Source organism: Persicobacter psychrovividus (assembly GCF_036492425.1).
In the GTDB taxonomy this organism is placed as follows: Bacteria; Bacteroidota; Bacteroidia; order Cytophagales; family Cyclobacteriaceae; genus Persicobacter; species Persicobacter psychrovividus.
This window is the reverse complement of the sequence record NZ_AP025292.1, coordinates 2,526,650-2,550,083: the sequence shown is the minus strand read 5'-3', so window position 1 is coordinate 2,550,083 and position 23,434 is coordinate 2,526,650. Positions and strand designations below refer to the sequence as shown.

Here is a 23,434-nt window from a genome sequence, read left to right as displayed (position 1 = left end):
GGATAGTCAATACAATTTGATCAAAATTTTCATCGTACCTTTGGCCTGATAAGAAATAATTTACAGAAAAATATCAAGCATCATGTTTATTGAACCGCACTTCGGGGGGATTGCTCAGGCCGGATGGGTAGAGGTTATTTGTGGATCTATGTTTTCAGGGAAAACAGAAGAGCTCATCCGCAGGATTAATCGGGCGATTATCGCCAAACAGAAGGTCGGGATTTTTAAACCTGCGGTCGATACGCGCTATGCGGAGGCGGAGGTGGTTTCCCATAATGCCAATGCAGTGGTTTGTGTGCCTGTAAAAAATGCGGCGGAAATCCTTCACCATATCAATGAATTTGAAGTGATTGGTATTGATGAAGCACAATTTTTTGACCTTGACCTGGTGGATGTGGCCAACAAATTGGCAAACAAGGGGAAAAGGGTTATTTTAGCCGGACTGGACATGGATTTCGAAGGAGTGCCTTTCGGGCCAATGCCAGGCTTGATGGCCACGGCGGAATTTGTAACCAAAGTGAATGCCATCTGTGCACAATGTGGTTCGGTGGCTTCTTATTCCTTTCGGACAACCATGAGCGAAGAGCAGGTGGTTTTGGGAGAGAAGGACGCCTATGAGCCTCGTTGCAGAAAATGTTATAACGAGGGAATGAATGAAAAACAAGAACAACACAACATACAAACTGATTCTCAGTAATTGGTGCCTATTTTTATTTTTTAGCTTGCAGGCTTCCGCGCAGGAGATCCCTACCGGAAGCTGGCGAAGCCATTTCAATTACCGGCAGGCAGCCTTGGTGGCGAGCAACCCCGACAGTGTTTGTTGCGCCACCCAAAATTCTCTGTTTTTTTACGACCGCCAATCCAATGAGGTGGAGGTGGTCAGTAGCAGCGATGGTCTTTCGGAAAATGAGTTCAGTACCCTGGCCTATGATGCCCGCAATAAAGCCTGGCTGATTGGCTACCAAAGCGGTGGAATTGATCAGCTTAAAGGCCGTGCCATCACGACCTTCGATGCCATCCGTCAGGATCCACAGCCTGGCGACAAAGCCATTCAGAAAATTTTATTCAAAGGAGATACCAGTATCGTGATCCTCTCATATGGGGCTTTTATTTATGAGTCTTCTACAAACAGGGTGATTTCTACGGCCCGCAACCTCGGGCAAAATGGAGCTGCACTGCGCATCCTTGACGGTACCGTTAAGGGAGATAGTCTGATGCTTGCCACCGCCGAGGGGATTATTGGTAATGACCTGACCGGGAAATCCAATATTCAGGATTACAGCAGCTGGCAACGCTACAATACTTTGTGGGGGCACCCTTCGGCGAATGTTCAGCAAATCACGACTTTCGATGGGCAGCTTTTTTGGGCGGAAGGATCACAGCTTTTTTCTTATCAGGAGGGCGTTCAGCAAGTGGGGCAGACCGATCAGCCTGTTCAGCATTTCAATACCGCAGACGAGCTGATGGTGGTTGATGGATTGCATTTGTACCAGTTGCAGGACAGTGGGCTTGAAGCGGTGGACTTGCAGGCGCAGCAGCCTCAGCAAATCAGTGGAAATGCCGACCAGCTTTGGATAGCGGATGCCCGTGTCGGCCTGGTGTCGAAGCGCGGGGCTGAAGAGCGGTCAATTGCACCATCGGGGATTTCTTCCGTGGTTCCTTTTCATATTGATCATCAGGGGGAGCGGGTGATGGCCTTTCGGGGCGGATATCAGTTGGGGGTTCCTAACGGCGACCCTGGGGCTTTTGATGTTTTTCTCAATGGCCGATGGACCAACTTTGATGCTGAAAATACGCAGCCCGAAGCAAGGGATGTGGTCGATGCTTTTTACCGTCAGCAAAGCGAAACCTATGCGGTGGCTACGATGGGTACGGGCTTATGGGAGGTGAATGCACAGGGCGAGTTTAGCCGCTCACCTTCTTCGGTGATTCCTCAGGATGCTCCTCTTTCGACTATTATTGGCGATCGATATGGTAACGAATGGCTCAGTCAGTATGATGCTCAGCCTGCCTTATGGGTGAAGGCTGGCGCTGAAGAGTGGAAACCACTGATCAATCAGTCATTGCCGATTGTACAGTTGCTGGTGCACCCTTATCAGAATATTTTGGTAGCCCGCATGGACCCGTCAAGAAGTCGGGGGATTTATGTTTATGATTTTGAAAATCAGGTTGGCCGATTGCTCAACAGCGCATCGATTAACAATTTGCCCAGCGATAATATTAACGATATGGCTTTTGATCGATTGGGTAATTTATGGCTGGCCACCGATCAGGGGGTCGGATATTTACCCTCAGGCGACTGGCTGAATCAAAGTGTTGCCGCGGTTTTGCCGATTTATGAAGGCTTCCCGATTTTCAATAAAAAAGAAGTCAGTAGCATTACCATTGATGGCGGTAACCGCAAGTGGTTTGGAAATAATACGGGTTTGTTTTTGTACTCAAAACCCATTTCAGATTTTACCAATAATTCAGATATTGATTTACTGGGAGAGTTTACGACCGAGAATAGCCTGCTGCCCTCCAATGAGGTGCTCAGACTTACCGATGAGCCACGGAGTGGAGAGGTGTTTGTCCAGACCCGGGCGGGCTTGGTTTCTTTTCGTGCTGATGCTTCCGCAGGCGTAAGTCCACAGGGGGAAGTGAAGATCTTTCCGAATCCTGTACGTGGCAATTTCAGCGGACCAATCACCATCAGTCAGCTATCAACTGATGCCACCGTGAAAATTACTGATCTTTCCGGCAGACTTCTTTACGAAACCACTGCCAATGGAGGCACGGCGACCTGGAATGGGAGCCTCAGTAATGGTGCCCGTGCAGGCGTGGGTATTTACCTCGTTTGGGTTGCTCAACCCGATGGTACCGATGCGACTGTGGGTAAGGTGGCGATTGTTAATTAATATAAACTGATCGTAGGTCAGGCACATAGGCCTGACCCTACAATTGGACGGAAACCCCACAAGCATCCGCTTGTTAAAATATCAAATCAAAAAAGTAATCTGTGGAAATCTGTGTCATCTGTGGACAAAACACATCGGCACGCTTTCATTATATTACCATTCATTCATCATGCTTGAAAAAACCAGAGGCGTCGTACTCAATTACATCAAATATCGGGAAAGCTCGATCATTGTGCGCATTTATACCGAAGCCTTCGGTATGCGTTCCTACATCGTCAATAGTGTGCGGAAGGCTCGGGCAAAGCAAAATAAGATCGCCCTTTTTCAGCCTTTGTCATTGCTTGATTTGGTGGTTTATGAAAAGCCAGGCAAGGATCTGAACCGCATTTCCGAGGTACAACTCGCTTATCCTTTGCAGTCGATTCCTTTTGATGTGATGAAATCCTCGGTAGCACTATTCATCACCGAAGTGTTGGGGCAGTTGCTCAAACATGAGCAGGAAGCCAATGAGCACATGTTTCAGTATTTGTATTATGCCGTGCAGGCCTTTGATCAGATGGAAGAACGCTTTCAGAACTTCCACCTGCAATTTCTCCTGAAAGCAGGGCAACCCCTCGGTTTGGGGGTGACCACTGGCGATCAGATTATTGCTGAAGTGATTCAGTGGGCGGATGATCCTACCATTGCCCAACAGGAAAAAGCAGTCCTTGAACAGTTGCGTTCCGCCTCTTTCGGCGACCATATCCCGATGGATAATTTCATGCGCCGAACGGTGCTTGCCCACCTGTTGCGCTTTTATCAGGAGCAGGTGCACGGCTTTGGGCAGATACAGTCGCTGGCAGTTTTGAAAGAGGTGTTGTCGTGATGGTCTAAGTTTTTTGATTTGTCCACAGACTTTTTTATGAGATTCATTTAGTTGTTGCTTACAAATAAAGAATCGTGGTAATCCTGTAAATCAAGGTAATCATGGCCTACACCTTCACTGGTCGTAGCGTCCCCGCTACGACCCCGAACCCCTAGTGCGATAACCCTTAAATACCACCCGATTTAAAACCCACCAAAACACCACTCAATTGGCTTTTTCCATCTTTCATTGTAATACTCAATATAGTTGGTGATTTTTCTTTCTAAATTAGGGACCGAGTTAAATTGCCCATTACGAATTACATGCTTCTGTAAACGGCCAAACCAATTCTCTATTTGGTTCAACCAAGAGCAATGTTTTGGAGTATATTGAAATCTGATTTTATGGTCTTTATCCTCTAAAAATTCCATCCTGGACTTCATCGTCTTTAATACTCCACACCGTCCTTTCTTACCTAAATCACTGTCATAATTTACTTTATCAGCAATTAGCTTGACTAATGACTCTGATTTATGTGTATTAAGCTGGTCTGCAATAAAAACGATTTTTTTGTTAGGGTATTTATCGATGATTGACTCTATAAATTTACAAAAATCCTCCTCATTCCGAGTCTGTCCAAGTTGATATTTGGTGACCTCGCCGTCCATTATATTCAGGCCTGCGATTAAACAGGTCGTTCCGTTCCGCTTGTATTCTGGGTCTACTCGCTTAACTTGACCGCTTTTTGCTGTGGTTATTTTTATGTTTTGTTTAGCTTGAATACCCGTCTTTTCATCCACAGAAATAGTCACAACATCGTCTGATTGCTCCAAATAAACACTGCAAACATCAGAAACACGGTCGTTATGCTCCTGTTGGTCACCTATTTTTGGATGTATCCAATATTCAGTTTTATGAGGACTTAATTCGTTTTTTTAAAAGTCGACCAACATGACTTGATGAGATTTCGATTCCCATTTTCTTCGCTTGCTCACTCAAAGACTCATGAGACCATTCAGTGATTGGAACATCATAATCTTGAGGATCTTGGCAGCTTAATGTTTGCACTTGAATTTTTTCTTCGGCAGTTAAACGAGGTTTCCTTCCGCTTCTTTTAGAATCAGTTAATTGTTCATAAATAAGTCGGATAAATTCAGTATCTCCTATTTTATTTTGGGTTTCATCTAACTCATTGATTGCGTCCCATTTATTAAGCCATCTCTTCACTGTATTGGGATCTGCTTTTTCATTAGCACAAATCTCTTTGAAGCTTAACCCCTTATTAAAATGGTACACAAATGAGGCTCGGCGACGAATATTTGAAGGCGTCTTCCCACTATTAATAATTCTAAATAGTAGTCTCTCTTCTCGCTCCGTCAGATCAATGACAATAGATGTTTTTCTTCCCATACAGTGATTCAAGAAAAAATCATGCTAAATTTAGGGGGTGTAGCACTAGGAACTCTCCTTCTTCACCTTAAACGCATACAAGGCAAAAGTCCCTAGCCAATGTTGTCCGGCATAATCGCCGTCAGTGATTTTGGAAAGCGAATAATCGAGGTGCTCCGTCGCTAAATTATAAGCAAGGTCGTTGTCTTTGAAAGGATAAAGGCACCACGCACGTGAGAAGTTCAGCCCGTCCAAATGCACCAAGTGCCCGTCCGATCGGTCTTTGACAATACCGGGATGCAGATCCATACTTTGATCGAATAAAGCAGGTAGAAACGCCTTCGCCCACGGTTCAAACGCCTCCTTTGCCAACACCTTCCTCATAACGTCCATTTCCTGCAAACAGGGTGATAGAAAATCATGACCACTCGGCTCCCAACCCATCGGGCAGTCTTGATCTTGCTGATAAAAGCGAATAGCGGACTCCCGAATCACTTGCGCCAAGGCATCATTACCGACGGTCTGTGCATAATCATAAGCGAAGCTCAAGCCAAAAGCAGTATTGGAATGCGTTCCCGTTCGGATCGGATAGACCAACTTGGGCAAGTACTCCATATAGGCTTCGGAAATATAATCCTCCAACGGCTTGAGGTTGTTGTACCATGTCTTGGCCATTGGATCATCCCAAGTATAAAGTTCCTCTTGCAACTTCAGTAACCATGCCCACCCGTAGGTGCGCTCAAACATCTTGCTCTCTGGATTCATCGAAAAATAAGCCACCTCTTTGGCGATATTCTCCGGTGAAAGGTTTTTATTCAGCTTATCAATGGCTTCCTGTCGATGCGCCAAGCCTGGAAAGGTCTTGAGCAAATACACCAACGACCAATGTCCGTGCACTGCCGAATGCCAATCAAAGCAACCATAGAAAGCAGGATGATGCACTGCTGGCATAGCCAAATCACTTTCTTTGGCAATCACCACGCCCGATTTATACGGCAGTGGATTTTGGATACAGCCCAAAGGCAGTTCACTCAGCCGATTGGCTTCCTTGATGTCTAAAGTGATTTGTTTGTTGGTACGAACGACCGTAGGTGTCGTCGTTTTCTGAGCCTGTTCCTTGCAAGCCAACAATAGCAGAGGCAGGCTTATGAATAAAGCGCGGGTGATTTTCATAGGGGTTGATTGGGTGAAAAAATCTTTTGGGTTAAAGGTAAGGAAACCAACCGTAATTTTATTCATGATTTAAAGGAGTAAACTCTTTATATTGCTGATCAATTATTCTTAATTAGGTGATGATTATATAAATTTTTAAAATATGACTAAGAAAGATTTTTTTGTATTACTGATTAAAGTTTTTGGGTTATACTTTTTGGTTCTTAACCTTTTTACTATCCTGCCACAAAGCATACCTTTTATTATGATAGGTGCAGATTCAACAGGTGTGCTAATAATTGTAGCTTCTGTTATTTTTTCTATCGGAATAACTTACGCCCTAATTTTTTATGCAAGTAAAGTCGTGGATTTGCTTCGCCTCGACAGTGGGTTTGAGGAGTCATATATTAAGTTAGGCGATTTCAAACCTAAAGATGTAGTGAGGATTAGCTCTTTTATTTTAGGAGGGGTAATGGTGGTGAATAATTTCCCCAAACTATTGAATTATATTTATATCGCTTTAAAGCAGGACAATAATCCTTTTGATTCCCCAATAGATAAGACCCAAATGGCCTTAACTTTTGTTCAAATATTTGTAGGCCTTCTTTTGGTAACAAACTATGAGTGGGTTGCGAAGTGGTTGAATGGAGATAAGAAACAGAAATTGGCATAGAATGATTATCAAATTTGGTATCTAACCCAATGCTGTAAAGGCGTAATTCATTACGTCTCACCCAATGGTTGGCTGGTCGTGGCGGGGACGCTACAACCAGTACGGGGTAATGATTTTTTGCCCCAACTAACAACCTACAATTTATTCTTGCCCTTTAACAATCGTCAAATCAAAAGGCTCCTCCTCAAACAGATTCCCATTATACCACACCTTTCGAATAGCATAGTATCGGCCATCAAGTGCTTCCCACTCGGTTTTGATCGTATCCGTTATGGTTTGATTCAGTTGAAGGTAGTACATACTTGTTCCCTTCTTTACACCATCTTCTCCAATTTCCTCTTCTTTCTCATTATAGTTGTACAAAAAACACCTTAGCTTATGCGTTGAAATCCCATTGAGTAGCTTCAAACCATTATGTCCACCTATTTGTGGGGCAAAATCTTGTACTTTGACCTTCTTCCCATCAACTAAATAATATAACTGCATATCTTCAACTGGAAAATATTCCTCAGTCGCAGGGCTGATCAAATCTACCCCTTGAGGGTTTTGGATGGATAAATCGATGTCGGAACCGATAGCCATTCCAAAAATAGGAGGTTCGGGTTCTTGTTGTTGGGTACAGCTGATGGTCAGTATGCAGATAAAGGATGTGAAAAATAAGAGTTTCATAGGTGGGTGTTGGTTAAATGATCTGATTATTAATGCTATAAGTTAATGAGTTATCTAAAAAAAAATCAAGTTTCATGCTTCCTCGCTCAAGCATTTTCTTTTTTTTGATTCAAGCGTCTCGCTTGGATTAAAGACAACTCTCCCTCGTTCAAGTGGGATGCTTGGACGAAGGGGAGCTGTTATAAAACTGCCACGAAACCATAAAGCCTGTTGGAAAACAATTAGACTTTAAATAAAATCAATGTCAAAGGTTGTATTTTATAAATCGGTCATATACCTTAGGATCATCAAATAATGATGACACCACAGACGAACATAACGCCGCGTATCGCACAACGATTTGACATCGTTGCTGTTCGTCATGCCCACACTTTCCATCGTCATCATCATGCAGCTATGCATCATTCCACTGTTGTGGAATGTTAATTTATTGAGGATCTTGATCGTCCAGGACGTCTGCCTCAGCTCTCCCCATTTATAATTCGATCACATAAGAACATAAAATGTTTTATTTACATTTTATCCTATGATATGTCTGCTGTGGTTCGGATTTTCTATATAAAATACATAATTTCTGTTCTGATTGCGCCTGTTTGAAGAAAAAGATCCTTCAGTGGGGTATCATGAACAATTCTAAGATCAACAGTTATCATGAGTAATATTTTGCGTTTGGCCGTACAGAAAAAAGGCCGTTTATCGGAGTCATCTTTAAGTTTATTGAAAGAATGCGGATTGAAATTTTCTAATAATGACAGAAAATTGAAAGCGGTTTCATCTAATTTTCCAGTAGAGTTTTTATTCCTTCGCGATGATGATATCCCTGATTATGTGGCGAGCGGTGTTGCCGATATTGGTATTGTGGGAGAGAATGAGGTGTCTGAAAAGAACAAGGAAGTAAAAAGAGTTAAAGGATTAGGCTTCTCGAAATGCCGTATTTCTTTGGCAATTCCTAAAGAGATTGAGTACGAGGGGTTGTCTTTCTTTCAGAATAAAAAAGTAGCGACTTCCTACCCAGTGATTCTTCAGAAATTTTTTGATGAGAACAACATCAATACTGAAATCCACACCATTAGCGGTTCTGTGGAAATTGCTCCAGGCATTGGTCTTGCAGATGCGATTTTCGATATTGTTTCTTCAGGTTCTACCCTGATCAGTAATGGCCTTAAAGAAGTAGAGAAAGTATTTTACTCTGAAGCCGTACTGATTGCCAACCAGGGCCTTTCGGCAGAAAAGCAGGCAATTTTAGACAAGCTCCTATTCAGGATTGAAGCAGTGCAGCAAGCAAAAAAATTCCGCTATATCATGCTTAATGCGCCAGTATCGGCACTTCCGAAAATTGAGCAAATTCTTCCTGGCGTGAAAAGCCCAACGGTAACGCCATTGTCTACCGAAGGCTGGGTATCGCTTCAGGCGGTTATTGCTGACGACGATTTCTGGGATATGATTGAGGAGATAAAGAATGCGGGTGGTGAAGACATCATCAGTTTGCCGATTGATAAAATGATCAAATAGCAACAGATGAAAACATATATTGAACCGAAATCTGCAGATTGGGCGCAAATACTCCAGCGCCCAACCATGGATTTGTCTGTTATTTATGATCAGGTGAACCCAATTCTTGAAACGGTTAAGCAAGAAGGAGATGCCGCCTTGAAAACGTATGCTGAACGCTTCGATGGTGTAAAGCTTGAAACGCTTTGGGTGAGTGCGCAGGAAATGGAAGCGGCGCAATCTAAAGTGGATGAAGGGCTGAAGGATGCGATCCGTTTGGCTGCAAAAAACATTGAGCGTTTTCATGCTGCACAGGCACGCCCAACCTTGGAGGTTAGTCCGATGGAAGGGGTGAGATGCTGGCGAAAAGGCGTGGCGATTGAGAAAGTAGGCCTATATATTCCTGGCGGAACAGCGCCATTATTTTCCACAGTGCTGATGCTTGGCATTCCTGCAAAATTGGCGGGTTGTGCTGAGATCGTTCTGGCAACGCCTCCGAATAAGGAAGGAGAAATTCACCCTGCGATTTTGTTCACCGCCAAATTGCTCGGCATAGATAAAATCGTGAAGGCTGGAGGGGCGCAGGCCATTGGCGCTTTGGCTTATGGTACCGAGAGTGTTCCTGCGGTATATAAAATTTTCGGGCCAGGCAACCAGTATGTTACCGCTGCCAAGCAGTTGGTGAGTCAGTCGGCAGGTGTCGCAATTGATATGCCCGCAGGCCCTTCGGAAGTGTTGGTTTATGCCGATGCTACGGCCAATGCGGATTTTATCGCTTCGGATTTATTGTCGCAGGCTGAGCACGGCGTGGATAGTCAGGTGGTTTTGGTAACCAATGAAGAGGCCGTAGTGAAGGAGGTGCAGGAAGCTTTGGATCGTCAGTTGGCCACCTTGCCACGGGCAGAAATTGCCGAAAAAGCTTTGGGCAACAGTATGGCCATTGTGCTGAAGGATTTGGAGCAGGCGATCCGACTGATCAATGTTTACGGGCCAGAGCACCTGATTCTACAGTCGGAAAGCCAGTACAAAATTGCCGAAAGGATCATCAATGCAGGTTCTGTATTTATTGGTGCATACACGCCAGAATCCGCAGGGGATTATGCCTCAGGAACCAACCACACGCTGCCAACGAACGGTTATGCCCGCAATCATTCTGGCGTTTCTTTAGATAGTTATTTAAAACAGATTACTTTTCAGGAAATAACCGAAGAAGGTCTGAAAAATATCGGCCCAGCTATTGAAAAAATGGCCGCCAGTGAGGAACTTCAAGCACACAAGCAGGCAGTCACCTTGCGTCTGAATTATTTAAATTCCAAATAGCCCTATATTTTATGTTTGATTTATCGAAACTGATTCGCCCCCATTTAAAATATATGAAGCCTTATTCCTCAGCAAGGGATGAGTTCAGTGGACACGCAAAAATATTTTTGGATGCCAATGAAAACCCTTACGGCTCTGTGGGTGGGGGGAAATACAACCGCTACCCAGATCCGCTTCAGTCGAAAGTGAAGCAGCGTTTAAGCCAGATTAAGGAGGTCGAAGCCAGTCAGATTTTACTGGGAAATGGTAGTGATGAAGTCATCGATTTATTATTCAGGGCTTTTTGTGTACCTGCCGAAGACAATGTGGTGATCATGCCACCAACCTACGGTATGTATAAGGTATGTGCCGACATCAATAATATTACAGCACGCCGAGCGCCACTAACACGGGATTTTTACATTGATCTGCCCGAAGTTTATGAACAGATTGATGAGCGTACCAAAATGGTGTTCATCTGTTCGCCAAATAACCCGACGGGTAACCTGTTACAGCGCGAAGTGATTTTGAACCTGTTGGAGAACTTCAATGGTTTGGTAGTGGTAGATGAGGCTTATATTGATTATGCGCCAGAGCAAAGTGTGCTGCCGCTGATCAAGGAATTTCCGAATCTTGTGATTTTGCAGACCTTCAGCAAAGCTTATGGTTTGGCGGGCATCCGCCTGGGTGTGGGATACGCCAGCGAGGATATTATCAATATTCTGAACATGATCAAGCCGCCATACAATATTGCTGAACCCACTCAGCAGGAGGCCCTGAAAGCACTGAAGCAATACAGCCAGAAAAATGACTGGGTGAAGGAATCAATTCTACAGCGCGAAAAATTGCGTGCCTCACTGTTGCAGCTGCCAATGGTGGAAAGCATCAATACTTCCGACGCCAACTTCCTTTTGGTGCGGATGGCTGATGCCCGCCAGGTCTATGAATACCTGTTGGGCAAAGGCATGGTAGTGCGCGACCGCTCCAAAGTTCGGTTGTGTGAAAGCTGCCTGAGAATTACGGTCGGTACGCCTGAAGAAAATAAAGCTGTTGTGGAGGCGATCGGCTCCTACGAAACCATCACTCAACCCTAATTATGAAAAAGAAAAAAGTATTATTTATAGACCGTGACGGGACCATTATTGTGGAACCGCCGATTGATTATCAGGTAGATTCACTGGAAAAGCTGGGCTTTCTTCCCAAGGCACTTTCCAACCTCAGGAAGATCAGCGAACAGCTCGATTATGAACTGGTGATGGTCACCAATCAGGATGGTTTGGGGACTGATAGTTTCCCTGAAGAGACCTTCTGGCCTGCTCATAACAAAATGATGCAGATGCTTGAAGCGGAGCAGATCCACTTTTCGGCCGTACATATCGACCGCACTTTTGAGGCTGATAATGCCCCGACGAGAAAGCCAAATACGGGTTTGCTGACGGATTACTTTTCCGAAGAATACGACCTGGAAAACAGTTTTGTGCTCGGCGACCGTGCAACGGATATCCAGCTCGCAGAAAATTTGGGTGCCAAAGGGATCCTGATTCATGAAGAGCCCCTGGACGACCGTGCCGTACTGACCACCACCGACTGGGACAAGATTTATGAGTTTTTGTTGTTGCCTGCCCGAAAATCGACCGTCCGCAGGGAAACCTCAGAAACCACCATTTTTATCGACCTGAACCTCGATGGGACAGGGCAAGGAACGATCAATACTGGTTTGCCTTTCTTCGACCATATGCTCGATCAGGTAAAACGACACGGCAGCTGCGATTTGACCGTAGAGGTGAAGGGCGATTTGCATATTGATGAACACCACACCATCGAAGATACTGGCCTGGCTTTGGGAGAGGCTTTCCGACAGGCGCTGGGAGATAAAATGGGGATTTACAGATATGGTTTCCTGTTGCCTATGGATGATTGCCTGGCGCAGGTGGCGATTGATTTCGGTGGCCGCCCATGGATGATCTGGGAGGCGACCTTCAAACGGGAGAAAATCGGGGATATGCCGACGGAAATGTTCCATCATTTCTTCAAGTCCTTTTCCGATACTTCGCTCACCAACCTGAACATCAAGGCCGAAGGAGATAATGAGCACCATAAAATTGAGGCCATTTTTAAAGGCTTTGCCAAGGCCATAAAAATGGCGGTCGCTCGCGATGTACAGCGGCTCGATCAGCTGCCCTCCACCAAAGGGGCGTTATAAATATTTAAAGAAATGGAAAGCTACTGAGATCGGTAGCTTTTCTTGCTTTATGGCGATAAACGATGAATCGGTTTTCAGTTCCGAAAACCACTCAACCGACCGAGCAGGCCAATGATAGCAGTAAATAGCAACCATGGCCCCCAAAATATATATGCATTCGTTACCAATGAAATAAAAAATAATAGTTGTCCTATAAGTTGATAGGTAATGAAATAACTTTGTTATTGGATAAACGTTTTTATGGATTTAAAAATGAAGTGTCAGTAAACCCCTTACTGGCAAATATTTTAGGGAATTAATCTTACGATCATGTCACCCCTCAAAAGAAAAACATTTGAAGTTACTGCGCCTCTAAGCGTTAGACTATATAACGAGAGTTCAGTTTTGAACCTCGACGATTGGCGCCTTTTTGAACAGTGGACCCGTTCACTCGCAGAAATGGGCGTAGATGCCGTTATTGTACCGATCTCCTGGGCATCGGTGGAGCCTGAAGCCAAAGTGGACCTCAAGGACCCCAATGCAGAAATCACCTTTAACTGGTCTTATTACAAAAAAATAGCAGAAATCCTTCGCGATAACCGCATCGGTTTTGTGCCTGAATTCTGTTTCCATTTTCAGTCTGCCACTTCGGAGTCTGAAAACTTTAAATACATGCAGCCTATTCCAGAATGGGTGTGGGGTTACCTGATGATGCAAGAGCCAGGGCTCAAGCGGTTGAGTGACCTTAAGTATGTGTCGGAAACGGGCGATGCCTGCTCTGAGGTGTTGTCGTTGTGGGTGGACGATTACGCCATTCCGCTTTATAGAAACGTACTGAAATCCTTCCGTGAAAATTTCCGAAGTATGGGCAGCCAGATTCCGAAAATCATGATCGGTATGGGCCCTAACGGGGAGTTGCGTTACCCTTCATTCAATAATCACGATTGGGGAGGTTACCCTAACCGCGGAACACTGCAATGCTATTCCAAGCCCGCTTTCCGCAGTTGGCAATCGTGGTTGCTGAATAACTACGGCTCTTTGGAGGCAGTGAATCAGGTTTATGGCTCGGACTGGGAAAACTGGGCAGCCGTTCAGTTGCCCGATGAGAGCCATGATATATTCGATGAAAAAAGATATTTGGCCACGCAGTATGGGCAGGATTTTTCGAGCTGGTACAGTGGCGAGCTGGTTCGGCATGGAAGAAGAATGCTTGAAATGGCCTTCGATGTTTTCCGTGATGAGCCTTTCAACAAATGTAAAATCGGTTTCCGCCTGCCAGCTGTTCACTGGAAAATAAGTGATATGCATATGCCGCGGGCGGCAGAAATTACCGCAGGAATTATTGCGGCACATCCCGATCTGGACATCAATGATCAGCGGGAATATTATAAAACACTCAACACCCTTATTCCCGAGAAATTCCGTGAGATGACGGTGGTACACCTTTCGTGTGTAGAGAAGGAAAATAAGGATTATAAAGGTTTTTCCAGGGCGGAAGATTTGGCCCTTTGGGTGGCGGAAGCCTGCCGCAGAATCGGCGTGCGCGTGGTGGCAGAAAATGGCACCAAAGGCGGCTTGCTTGATAATGTTGGCTGGAATCAGCTGGATCGGGCACTGTTTGATGTTGCGGGATTCCACGGGCTGAATGTCATTTCTCTGCGCATTTTGTTCGATCATGAATTGGCGAAAAACCGCCTTAAGCGCATGATTGAGCAGGCGGGAAGTGAAAACACCTTTGTTCCTGTGCATCGGAAGTCGTTCCGCGTGATGGGGCCTTTGCACCTCTCTGCGGCAAGTGACCGCCGCATGATCAGCCGTGATGATTGGCAGGAGTTTGACCGACAATTACGCCTGATGAAAGAGGCTGGCGTGGAGGCGATTTCTGTCGATGTTTGGTGGGGGTTGGTGCAGCAGCAGGGACCTACCCATTTCGACTGGAATTATTATGACCGCATTGTTCAGCTTATTCGACTGAACGGACTGAACTGGGTGCCTATTTTGTCTTTCCATCAGGCGGGAGGCAATGTGAATGATGACTTTACCCAATGGACTCCCGTTTGGCTGTGGGGGGAATTGATGCAAGGGCACACCGACCTTACCCTCTCTGATTTTCAGTATGTCAGTGAATCTGGGGCGGCTTCAGTAGAGTATGTGTCGCTTTGGGCTGATGAATATGTATTGCCTTACTACCGCAGGTTTATGGAGGCTTTCAAGCGTCGATTTGCACCTTATGAGGACATGACCGCAGAAATCAACATCAGCCTTGGGCCTGCAGGGGAATTACGATACCCTTCCTATAACGCCCATGACTGGGGGGATTACCCCAACCGTGGAACGCTACAGTGTTACAGTAAACTGGCTGTGGAAGATTTCAGGGAGTACCTTCAGCGTCAGTACACCAACATTAAGGAGATGAACATCCATTGGGAAACGGCTTATCTCGATTTCTCAGAAGTGATGATGCCCAAAGCGCCAGACGATTTTTTCGGGGCGCAGACGTATTACAAAACCGTGATGGGCCGCGACCTGATCAGCTGGTATCATAACTCTTTGCTGATGCATGGCCGCAGGGTATTGAAAGTGGCACTGGAAGTCTTTTCCGGGGAGCATTTTGACCGTACGCCCCTGGGCTTTAAAATTGCTGGAGTGCACTGGAATATCAGCAATCCGAATATGCCACGGGTATCCGAAATTACGGCAGGTTTGCTGAATGCGCATCCGCATTTGAATGGCACCGATCAGCGGGAGTACCTGGAGATGCTCAATATTCTTATTGATAAGGAAGACCGTGAGCGCCTGGTGGTGCACTTTACCTGTCTGGAGAAATTCAACAAAGACCATGAAGGTTTTTCGAGAGCGGAAGATTTGGTACGGTGGGTTGCTGATGCGGCGGCAGAGTTGAAAATCAATGTTGCAGGAGAGAACGCAACAACTTACGAGCTATCGACTGGCGAAGGTTGGTCGCAGATGGAACGGGCACTCACCCGAACCAATGGGTACAGCGGCCTTACGATTCTGCGGATCAAAAACTTGCTCGATACAGAGTATGGCTTCAGCAGGTTTAAAGAGCTGATCAAGAAACTGGGCTAAGCCCAAAAATAAAGTACAAAAAAATCCCCAGGCGTTTATTCACCTGGGGATTTTTTTTATGCCTTCAGCCCATCACAGCAGGCTGCTGAAAGCGCATTGTTTATGCTGATGGGCTCCCTGTGAAACCTGCACTTTGCAGTAGGGCCGTCAGGCTTTAATCAGCTTTAATCCAATAAAGTTTTTTGCTTCTTCTGAATCGCACAAACTATCGCAAGGATGGCAATAAAGAAAATAAAAGACCATAGCATACCCTGCAATACACTCGTGGCATAAAAAGCAGGGTCTTTCATATTTTTAATTTGCTGAACGGCCTGATCTACCTGATCCTCCGATAAACCATAGCCCTGAAGCGTTTGAATGGTGGAGTGAATTTGGCGGTCCCACATGCCCTTGTCAAGGTATAGCGGATAGATATAGGAAAATATCCCACTGATAAAGGTGCTGATGGCTGTAATAATGGTACCGATGGTCATCCCTTGTTTAAAGCTCATATAACCTTGGTTCTGAGCCTTGAACTTTTTATTGAATACAATATAAATAACGATGGCAGCCACAAGAGCCGTAAGCCCAGCAACAACTTTAAAGGTCATGTTGCTCAGTTGATTACTCGCGACCGTGCTTAATATCGAAATAATAGCAAGGAGTAAACCGCCTTGTATACCCAGGTCGTACATGAGCTTTTTCTGTTCAGCACTTGATTCTTTTTGCATAATTGTCTTTCATTAAGTAGGTGTGTCAACCTTCTTTTTGCGTAGTAGGAAGGCTACAAAAATAGATAAAAACAGGCCGATGATTAAATTGATCCAAAGGTAATTGTTAATTGCTAAACGCCAAGCGCCAAAAGTTCTGATTTCCTGTATTTTTTGTTCTACGACGCCCTCAACACCCACGTAATTTTCCATTTGTGCCTGATTGATGCTGGCGTAATGCAAGCGTGCAGTGCGCTCCCACTCAATTACTTGGTCGCCGTAGGCAAACAGGCTATGGATGCAAAATACACTGCCGATGGCAATACAGAGGTAAACAATAACGCCAATGGCTCCGCCTTGCCAAAAGTGAAGCGATTGCTGTTGCGTGCGAAGCTCGTAAGCGGCGCCAAAGATGAACAGAAACAGCGCAAGGGCATGCAATGGAACAGGGAGGGAAAAGGGTGGGTTTTTGAAAATAAACGCCAAAGAGGTATAAGCGGCAATGAATACCAGTGTGCCGATAATGCCGTAGCGTAAGCCTGTTTTAATTAAGGGTTGATTCATGATGGTCAATTGATTGTAAAAAAAATTGCCAGAACCCATGGGTGGTTCTGGCATATTGTAAATGGGTTATTCGAATTAATAGTTAAGCGCGTGTTGTCCGTTATTGAAAACCGCTTTCACACGTCCCTGCAATTCCTGTCCCCAGAAAGGATTATTCTCAGATAAGGATTGGCTGCTGCGGTGGTCAAGGGTCCATTTGGCTTCTGGATCAAACAAGGTCAGGTTGGCGATGGCGCCTTCTTCGATCGGCTCAAGGGATAATCCCAAAATTTGAGCAGGTCGGGTAGTAACCGTATGAATCCATTCTTCGGCAGGTAATTCCGCCTGTAATAACACAGGAAGTAAAGTTTGCTGACCGATAATTCCGGCATCAGCAAGGTCAAATTCCAGCTTCTTCGATTCCTGATCCTGCGGTTCATGCGCCGAAACGATGACATCAATCGTTCCGTCTTGCAAGCCTTCGATGAGTGCCTGGCGATCGGCCTGGCTTCTGAACGGTGGGCTGACTTTCAGATTGGTATCAAAAGTATGAAGATCTTGATCTGTGAAAGCAAGCTGATGGGCCGCAATATCACAGCTCACCTCGTAACCTTCACTTTTTGCCTGGCGGATAAGTGCAACAGCTTCTTTAGTGGATATATTGCTAAAGTGCAATCTACCTCCTCCGTATTCAAGCAGTTTAAGATCACGGATCACCATCAACTCTTCCGCCATTGAAGGAATCCCCTTCATGCCAAGAATAGTGCTTTCAATCCCTTCGTGCATCAGGCCAAACATCGACAACCACCGGTCTTCAGGACGGTTGATCAACAGGCCGTTGAACTTCTGAAGGTACTGCAAGGTCTTTAGTAGGATGTCGCTGTTGTAAAGTGGTTTTCCTCCTTGCGAAAATGCCACCGCACCCGCTTGGTGCAAGTCGATAATTTCCGTGAAGTCTTCCCCTTTGAGTTGCTTGGTTACTGCACCAATAGCACGCAGCTGTACCAGCGATGCCCTGTTTTCTGAGGCAATATAGCGGACGTCATTTTTTGTTTGAATCGTGGGCTCTGTTGTTGGAACAACAGCCACTTGAGTAAACCCTGACGCTTGAGCGACCGCCCGCCCAGAGGTCAGGTCTTCTTTGTGCTCCAGGCCAGGATCACAATAGTTGGCTTGCATGTCGAGCCAGCCTTGACTCAGGAGCATGCCCTCAGCATCGATGGTTTGGTCGGCACCTGTTATTGCCTCCGCCGATATTTTGGCAATTTTTCCCTGATCATCTATCAAAATATTGACCTTTTGACCATGAAACGAGGAACTCGCATCGATAATTTGGGCATTTTGAATGAGGATACTCATCGGAATCTGTGGTTTACTTTTTACGAAAAACTTTTCTGATCGTCAATTAATCCCATCAATATAGTATTTTTTGAGCTTTCCGAAGTGGTGATTCCCAAAAAATACTATTTCCAGAAACGGATCAATAGACTTTCAAAAAACAAAAATAATAAAGCCAACGCAATGAAATACATCCAAAGCGCTTTTCCTCGATAATTTTCGTCCAGGCGCGCTTCGAGTTGTTGCTCATTTTCTACAGAAATGATCTCCGCGCCCTGCCCCTGTGCCCATGAGTTGAGCTCCTCAGGAGCGATTGTGGCGAGTTTTGATTCCTCGGCGGGGAAGTTGAACGCAAGGGTGCTGATGCGTTTTTTCTGATCATTGATCAAATCATAAAAGCCCGTTTTCAGGGCAAAGCGAGGCAACTCCAAAACGAGTTTATTGCCAAACCACTGTTGTGCAGGGATGACTTCCTCCTGACCTTGTCGTAATTTCAGCAAGGTTTGATTGTATTGCTCCAGGCCTCGTAATTCCATGCTTGAGGCGCGCAAGGAGTGGTAAAGGTTTGTGCTTCCCCGACGGCTTTCATTGGCGAGTTTATACATCACAGGCACAAAGAGCGCTTGCAGGTGGAAGTCGGAATATTTCGCATTAAAGGGGCTTGCAAAAGCGGTGAGTTTTCCGTTGTCATAAATCTTGGAAGCGAGGAAGGGCTCGCCAGTAGCGAACCTCAGAGGAACTTCAGGGGCATTCATTTTTTGCACAATTGCCTGGGCTGAAAACATCTGAAAATTCTTCTGTTGTTTCTCAAAAACATTGGCGAAAAATGGATTTTTCAGGTCTAATGGTTGTAGTGGCCTTTTCTTGATATTGTCTAATTTATTTACCTTTACAAATGGCATCAATTGTACGTAGGCATCCGGACGTGCCTTTGGAGATGGGATCAGTACGAGGTGGCCACCATCAGCAACCCATTGCTGTAGAAAGTCATTCAGTGAAGGACTCAGGTTGGCGACTTCATCGAGGAAAATAAAGTTGGCTTTCTCCAAAATGGCGAAGTCAAGCTGGGTGGTTTTCATGGCGGAAAAATGGAACAGATCCTCATTGCCGAAAACGCGGGTGATGGCTAAATTTTGCTGCTCCTCGTAAATAGAAACCGTTTCTACAGGAGGGGAAGGCTGCAACACCAAATAGCGTTCGTTATCGAAAGTCACGGGGAATTCCTCAATTTGTACTTTTACCTTGCTGGCAGCATGCTGAGCAGGAACATCAAAAGTAACGGTCTGCTGCTCTCCTGCCTGCAAATCAACGACAGTAGCGGCGATCTGCGTATTATTGATGAGCATTTTTACCGACAGGTCATTGTAGTCTTTTTGCCCAGCATGTCGCAAATTGATCGACAGCTGATTTTTTTGCTCTGGCAGATAATAGGGCGTGTTGAGGTAAACGGAGTCAATATAAATATTTTCTACATTCGGGATGGCCACCGGAACCAGCTTGAGGCTGATCAGGCTGTCCACGGCAATTTCGTCCAGCATTCCGGCAGTGGAGGCCTGAAAGTCACTGATCCAATAGAAGTCTGAAGGGGCATTATTGTCTGTCCACTCTGTCCGCTGACGCTGAAAAATATCCTTTAATGAGCGCTCCACGGGGCTATACTCGACTTCAGTGAGTTTTTCGGAAAGCTGAGTCGCAGACCTGTTGACCCTTGCTTCTGCATCAAATTCATTGGTGAGCAGCTGAAACTTGGTGCCTTGCGGATACATATCCAATATTCGATCGACATAAGCCACAGCCATATCGAGGGCGCTGCTGTTTTCCTGCACCTTGTTGGTCATGCTCATGGAGTTGTCGAGGTAAATATAAACCATTTTACTGTCGAGTGTCTCCTCTTTGGCAGGTAACATCGGTTGCGTAAAAGCCATCACCAGCGCCGCAAGGGCAAGCATCCTCGAGGCCATGATCAGCAGGTGTTTCAGCCGGTTTTGCGACTGGGTAACCTTTTTGGCCTGGGAGAGAAACCGCGTATTGGTGAAGTAAACTTTTTTCGCTTTGCGGAAATGAAACAGGTGAATGAGAATGGGGATCAGCAGTAGCCCTAATCCGAAAAGCATGGATGGAAAAAGCATAATCATGGGTTGATGGTGAGATGATGTTCACAGCAAAATTCCCGAATGCCCATGGGCTGGTTCGGAATCCTCAAAATAGTAATTATTAAGGATTGATAAGCTCATTTTGAGGAATTATTTGCGTGAGTTTTAGCAGCCTGTTATTGTACGCTGTCTTATCTTTCACTATTTGCAAGCCCCTTTGGTTACGCTCCTTGCGCATATTGTGTAAAATTGTGTTTTTCTGATCTATCGATAATGACCAGCTCAGCAATGATGGGGCTTGATGGTCAGGCTGTTGATCGGTTCTGCTGAAGCAAATTTCTTCCGCAGAAAGCTGATCGTGAAAGGCTGGCAGCTTTATTTTCTGGGGCTGTTCAGCAAGATGAACAATGGTGATGCCCATGGTATTTTTGCTGAGCCACTGCTGGTGGGTCGAAAGAAACAGGGCTAAACTGTTCCTTTCAGGAGTTTTGTTGATCTGTTGGCTCAGCAGGTGAATCAGCGAATGATGGTTAGGCTGTTTTTCTGCGGAAAGAAAGGTTTGCTGTCCGTTGATCCAAAGCAGGGGAGCCGACTGAAACATGGGATTCAGTGGCTCTGATTGTACTTTTCTCCGCAATAGGCCTCGTGTGTATTCATCAAGTTTGGTTTCGTAAACGGTACTGAAATATTGTTCATTGGATTTTATGAAGGCGCTGAATGCCTGAAAGGAAAAAAGATTCAGGAAGGTGGAATTGAAGATTTCCCTGCTTAAGTCCTGTCGATATGCTTCGCTTGTCAGGTCTATTGGGTAACCTTTGGCCTTGCGGAGGCTCAGCTCCCGAAAGTAGGTCAGGCCGACAAGGCTGCTGCCCTGCCCGAAATAAATCGGGCTACTTTCCCGAAAGTGTCTCGGCATTGCTTGCTCAAGTTGTCGCATAACTTCAAAACTCCACAGAGCTGCCCGCTGTCCGTGCCCTTCGGCGTAAATCAGGATCAGGTGAGGATTGTCGGTATAGCGTGCGCGCCAGTTCTTCAGAAATAGCGGCAGGCTGTTTTCCTGAAGGTTGGTTTGTCTGCTGATGGTTTTCAGCGGAAGTGCGGGAACGGATTTTATGTTTTCCTCACGGTTGAAACCACTGATGATCACCAGGCCAAGCAAGACGACCCATGATGCACGGCGGAGCCAGTAGCTGAGGGCAGTCATGAGTAACAGCAGCATGGCCAGAATAATGAAGAGCGTTGCCATGGCAGGCAGGTGAAGGGCACTGTCGGAAGGGTAGTGCGCGAAAATCTGAACGGCGGCTAACAAGGTGATGGCGATCATGAGCAGGTTCAGGTGGTACTGATTGAATAGCATGAGCCAGTTTGCCGACAGCTTGGGGCGACTTTTGAAGCTGTTTTTTACCGATGAACCGATCATGCGCTCGACCCTGAGGGGGTGCCGCTGTTGCTGCCTGAATTTGAGGAGTTTTTTTCGCCAGGGAGCAAAATGTTGCATATGGTGGTTGAGCTTGCGGATCAGTTGATGCAGGGGGTTGATGGTGATGCTCTCGATCAGGGACAACCACAGCCACTGACTCAGCAGGAAGCCCACGGGCAGCCCAAAAACCACGGCCACAGCATGACTGACCCGCCACAAATGAAGGGCGCTCAGGAAAGTATACAGCAGCAGGCAAAGCACCGGAAGCAGGCTGTTGTTCAGGATAAACAGGCGCAGGGGGCTTTTTTGATGATACAGCTGAGGCAGGCGGGGGCTGGAGAAAATGAACAGGCTCAGGTGGTAGGCAAAAGTAAAAATGCCCAAAGTGAGGCCTGTCAGCAGGAAACTGATGAAATCCACTTTTCCCATAAATTCAGGCTCAAGCACAAAGGAGATGTTGCTGGTGGCAGGCTGAAAAATGAGGTATAAAACAGGGATCCAGAAGGCGAGCAGCAGGGGGTGGTTGCGAAGGGAAAGTTTCAGCAACTGAAAGGTGAAAGAATGGGTGATGTTATGGCGCATATGGAGTCGGTCAATATTGGTCTTAACGAACTTTTTGTCGGCGCTTGTTGTGGGGAATTCAGTATAATGCAAAAAGCCCGAAGAAAAATCTTCAGGCGTTCTGGGTTTGTCAGTTGTATTTTTTTGGAGGATGGCGGATCAGTTACCGATCCATGCTACCCTTCGGTAACGGATTTCATCAGTTTAATGATCATACCGTCTTTTAGACCTACTTGCGGAACCAGGATTCGCTTGGCACGGCAGGCGGTCATGATACCGAGGTAAATGTCGGCAGCAGGAACAATCACATCAGCACGATCCTCGTTCAGTTTCAGTCGTTGAATACGCTCATCGATGGTCAGCTTATGGAGGTAATCGCGGGTCATTTTTAGATCTCCCGTACTCAGGGTGTGGGGTGTTTCTGTCGCTGCAATCTGGAAAATTTTATTGATATTCCCTCCTGTTCCCAGGCAGGCAATATTGCCACAGTCGGCAGAAATATGTTCATTGATCCAGCTGCGGATATCATCCCAAATAGGATCATCGGCGGTTTTTACACGTACCGATCCGATCTTGAAAGACTTGGAGGCAATCCGCTGATTGTCTTCATGGATATTGAGTTCTGTTGAACCCCCACCGACATCAATGTGGATGAATTTCTGGTCGTCGATAAATTCTGAAAGGGCAAGGTCGGTAATTTCGGCCTCCATTTCCCCATCAATAATTTGCAGATCAATATCGGTAAGCTTCTTGATCTCCTCAATAATCGCCTGCCCGTTGCTCGCTTCCCTGGAGGCGGAGGTGGCAAAAGCAAGAACGTGCTTGACCTCATGCAGCTCAATCATCAGTTTAAAGCATTGCATGAGCTTAATGAACTTGTCCTTCTTCTTGTCCCCGATTTCCCCAGTGCTGAAAACATCCTTGCCCAGCCGAAGGGGAAAACGGATATATTCTACCTTTTTTAAAATGGGGGAATCTTCATCGCCAAGTATAGAGCTGATTTGTATTCTTGCGGCATTGGATCCTATATCTATGGCCGCAAGCTTAATGCGTGGCTGATTCATGTTCAAATGATTGATTGTTTGTCTCAAAATTAAGATTAAT

19 protein-coding genes are annotated in these 23,434 nt (G+C 45.7%); 9 read left to right on the top strand and 10 right to left on the bottom strand.

What is annotated here, in order from left to right:
* Nucleotides 1–82 precede the first annotated feature (82 nt).
* From AABK40_RS10835 to recO, 3 genes are all read left to right on the top strand, one after another.
* Nucleotides 83–697 (top strand): thymidine kinase, encoded by a 615-nt coding sequence (locus tag AABK40_RS10835; protein WP_332920012.1) that lies wholly within the window; start codon nt 83–85, stop codon nt 695–697.
* A complete protein-coding gene (porZ, locus tag AABK40_RS10830; RefSeq protein WP_338397054.1) occupies nt 654–2,897 on the top strand; it encodes a type IX secretion system anionic LPS delivery protein PorZ in 2,244 nt (747 codons plus the stop codon). The genes AABK40_RS10835 and porZ overlap by 44 nt, the downstream gene beginning before the upstream one ends.
* Before the next feature lie 169 nt (nt 2,898–3,066).
* The gene (gene recO, locus AABK40_RS10825; RefSeq protein ID WP_338397053.1) at nt 3,067–3,762 is read left to right on the top strand and encodes a DNA repair protein RecO; all 696 of its coding nucleotides are present in this window, start codon (nt 3,067–3,069) and stop codon (nt 3,760–3,762) included.
* Nucleotides 3,763–3,944: 182 nt separating this feature from the next.
* Here the strand turns inward: recO and AABK40_RS10820 are convergent, their stop codons facing one another.
* The 3 genes from AABK40_RS10820 to AABK40_RS10810 form a co-directional block, all read right to left on the bottom strand.
* On the bottom strand, nt 3,945–4,574 hold the full coding sequence (locus AABK40_RS10820) for a transposase (protein WP_338397052.1): 630 nt from the start codon (nt 4,572–4,574) through the stop codon (nt 3,945–3,947).
* A 79-nt stretch (nt 4,575–4,653) separates the two neighbouring features.
* Nucleotides 4,654–5,151: a helix-turn-helix domain-containing protein gene (locus AABK40_RS10815; RefSeq protein WP_338397051.1), complete on the bottom strand. Its 498-nt coding sequence runs from the start codon at nt 5,149–5,151 to the stop codon at nt 4,654–4,656.
* 45 nt (nt 5,152–5,196) lie between these two features.
* Complete coding sequence (locus tag AABK40_RS10810; RefSeq protein WP_338397050.1) at nt 5,197–6,369, bottom strand: DUF2891 domain-containing protein; 1,173 nt, start codon at nt 6,367–6,369, stop codon at nt 5,197–5,199.
* Nucleotides 6,370–6,445: 76 nt separating this feature from the next.
* Between AABK40_RS10810 and AABK40_RS10805 the strand changes: the two genes are divergently transcribed.
* Nucleotides 6,446–6,955 (top strand): hypothetical protein, encoded by a 510-nt coding sequence (locus AABK40_RS10805; protein WP_338397049.1) that lies wholly within the window; start codon nt 6,446–6,448, stop codon nt 6,953–6,955.
* A gap of 141 nt (nt 6,956–7,096) precedes the next feature.
* On the opposite strand, the gene AABK40_RS10800 is transcribed toward AABK40_RS10805, so the two are convergent.
* Nucleotides 7,097–7,624: a hypothetical protein gene (locus AABK40_RS10800; RefSeq protein WP_338397048.1), complete on the bottom strand. Its 528-nt coding sequence runs from the start codon at nt 7,622–7,624 to the stop codon at nt 7,097–7,099.
* Between the two features lie 651 nt (nt 7,625–8,275).
* Here AABK40_RS10800 and hisG point away from each other — a divergent pair.
* The 5 genes from hisG (at nt 8,276) to AABK40_RS10775 (ending at nt 15,686) form a co-directional block, all read left to right on the top strand.
* Complete coding sequence (gene hisG, locus AABK40_RS10795) at nt 8,276–9,136, top strand: ATP phosphoribosyltransferase (protein ID WP_338397047.1); 861 nt, start codon at nt 8,276–8,278, stop codon at nt 9,134–9,136.
* A gap of 6 nt (nt 9,137–9,142) precedes the next feature.
* Nucleotides 9,143–10,435 carry a histidinol dehydrogenase gene (gene hisD / locus AABK40_RS10790; RefSeq protein ID WP_338397046.1) on the top strand — a complete coding sequence of 431 codons (1,293 nt, stop codon included), beginning with the start codon at nt 9,143–9,145 and terminating at the stop codon, nt 10,433–10,435.
* Between the two features lie 11 nt (nt 10,436–10,446).
* Nucleotides 10,447–11,508, top strand: coding sequence for a histidinol-phosphate transaminase (gene hisC / locus AABK40_RS10785; RefSeq protein WP_332920004.1), 1,062 nt, complete (start codon nt 10,447–10,449; stop codon nt 11,506–11,508).
* A 2-nt stretch (nt 11,509–11,510) separates the two neighbouring features.
* Nucleotides 11,511–12,617, top strand: coding sequence for a bifunctional histidinol-phosphatase/imidazoleglycerol-phosphate dehydratase HisB (gene hisB, locus AABK40_RS10780; protein ID WP_332920003.1), 1,107 nt, complete (start codon nt 11,511–11,513; stop codon nt 12,615–12,617).
* 309 nt (nt 12,618–12,926) lie between these two features.
* Nucleotides 12,927–15,686 carry a family 14 glycosylhydrolase gene (locus tag AABK40_RS10775; RefSeq protein ID WP_338397045.1) on the top strand — a complete coding sequence of 920 codons (2,760 nt, stop codon included), beginning with the start codon at nt 12,927–12,929 and terminating at the stop codon, nt 15,684–15,686.
* Nucleotides 15,687–15,850: 164 nt separating this feature from the next.
* Here AABK40_RS10775 and AABK40_RS10770 read toward each other — a convergent pair whose 3' ends face one another.
* The 6 genes from AABK40_RS10770 to AABK40_RS10745 all read right to left on the bottom strand — a co-directional run bounded on the left by AABK40_RS10770 (nt 15,851) and on the right by AABK40_RS10745 (nt 23,421).
* The gene (locus tag AABK40_RS10770; RefSeq protein WP_338397044.1) at nt 15,851–16,396 is read right to left on the bottom strand and encodes a DUF4199 domain-containing protein; all 546 of its coding nucleotides are present in this window, start codon (nt 16,394–16,396) and stop codon (nt 15,851–15,853) included.
* 12 nt (nt 16,397–16,408) lie between these two features.
* Nucleotides 16,409–16,939, bottom strand: a complete 531-nt coding sequence (locus AABK40_RS10765; RefSeq protein ID WP_332920000.1) for a DUF4199 domain-containing protein — start codon at nt 16,937–16,939, stop codon at nt 16,409–16,411.
* Nucleotides 16,940–17,014: 75 nt separating this feature from the next.
* The gene (locus AABK40_RS10760) at nt 17,015–18,277 is read right to left on the bottom strand and encodes a dihydroorotase (RefSeq protein WP_338397043.1); all 1,263 of its coding nucleotides are present in this window, start codon (nt 18,275–18,277) and stop codon (nt 17,015–17,017) included.
* Nucleotides 18,278–18,381: 104 nt separating this feature from the next.
* A complete protein-coding gene (locus tag AABK40_RS10755) occupies nt 18,382–20,385 on the bottom strand; it encodes a BatA domain-containing protein (protein ID WP_338397042.1) in 2,004 nt (667 codons plus the stop codon).
* 85 nt (nt 20,386–20,470) lie between these two features.
* Entirely contained in the window at nt 20,471–22,351 is a 1,881-nt protein-coding gene (locus AABK40_RS10750) for a hypothetical protein (protein ID WP_338397041.1), read from the bottom strand.
* A gap of 155 nt (nt 22,352–22,506) precedes the next feature.
* Nucleotides 22,507–23,421: a Ppx/GppA phosphatase family protein gene (locus AABK40_RS10745; RefSeq protein WP_338397040.1), complete on the bottom strand. Its 915-nt coding sequence runs from the start codon at nt 23,419–23,421 to the stop codon at nt 22,507–22,509.
* Nucleotides 23,422–23,434: the final 13 nt, after the last annotated feature.

Excerpts from the sequence above, each read along its gene's own strand:
- AABK40_RS10835 (WP_332920012.1), top strand. The coding sequence starts at position 83 with ATGTTTATTGAACCGCACTTCGGGGGGATTGCTCAGGCCGGATGGGTA.
- porZ (WP_338397054.1), top strand. The coding sequence starts at position 654 with ATGAAAAACAAGAACAACACAACATACAAACTGATTCTCAGTAATTGG.
- recO (WP_338397053.1), top strand. The coding sequence starts at position 3,067 with ATGCTTGAAAAAACCAGAGGCGTCGTACTCAATTACATCAAATATCGG.
- AABK40_RS10815 (WP_338397051.1), bottom strand. The coding sequence starts at position 5,151 with ATGGGAAGAAAAACATCTATTGTCATTGATCTGACGGAGCGAGAAGAG.
- AABK40_RS10810 (WP_338397050.1), bottom strand. The coding sequence starts at position 6,369 with ATGAATAAAATTACGGTTGGTTTCCTTACCTTTAACCCAAAAGATTTT.
- AABK40_RS10805 (WP_338397049.1), top strand. The coding sequence starts at position 6,446 with ATGACTAAGAAAGATTTTTTTGTATTACTGATTAAAGTTTTTGGGTTA.
- AABK40_RS10800 (WP_338397048.1), bottom strand. The coding sequence starts at position 7,624 with ATGAAACTCTTATTTTTCACATCCTTTATCTGCATACTGACCATCAGC.
- hisG (WP_338397047.1), top strand. The coding sequence starts at position 8,276 with ATGAGTAATATTTTGCGTTTGGCCGTACAGAAAAAAGGCCGTTTATCG.
- hisD (WP_338397046.1), top strand. The coding sequence starts at position 9,143 with ATGAAAACATATATTGAACCGAAATCTGCAGATTGGGCGCAAATACTC.
- hisC (WP_332920004.1), top strand. The coding sequence starts at position 10,447 with ATGTTTGATTTATCGAAACTGATTCGCCCCCATTTAAAATATATGAAG.
- hisB (WP_332920003.1), top strand. The coding sequence starts at position 11,511 with ATGAAAAAGAAAAAAGTATTATTTATAGACCGTGACGGGACCATTATT.
- AABK40_RS10775 (WP_338397045.1), top strand. The coding sequence starts at position 12,927 with ATGTCACCCCTCAAAAGAAAAACATTTGAAGTTACTGCGCCTCTAAGC.
- AABK40_RS10770 (WP_338397044.1), bottom strand. The coding sequence starts at position 16,396 with ATGCAAAAAGAATCAAGTGCTGAACAGAAAAAGCTCATGTACGACCTG.
- AABK40_RS10765 (WP_332920000.1), bottom strand. The coding sequence starts at position 16,939 with ATGAATCAACCCTTAATTAAAACAGGCTTACGCTACGGCATTATCGGC.
- AABK40_RS10760 (WP_338397043.1), bottom strand. The coding sequence starts at position 18,277 with ATGAGTATCCTCATTCAAAATGCCCAAATTATCGATGCGAGTTCCTCG.
- AABK40_RS10755 (WP_338397042.1), bottom strand. The coding sequence starts at position 20,385 with ATGCTTTTTCCATCCATGCTTTTCGGATTAGGGCTACTGCTGATCCCC.
- AABK40_RS10750 (WP_338397041.1), bottom strand. The coding sequence starts at position 22,351 with ATGCGCCATAACATCACCCATTCTTTCACCTTTCAGTTGCTGAAACTT.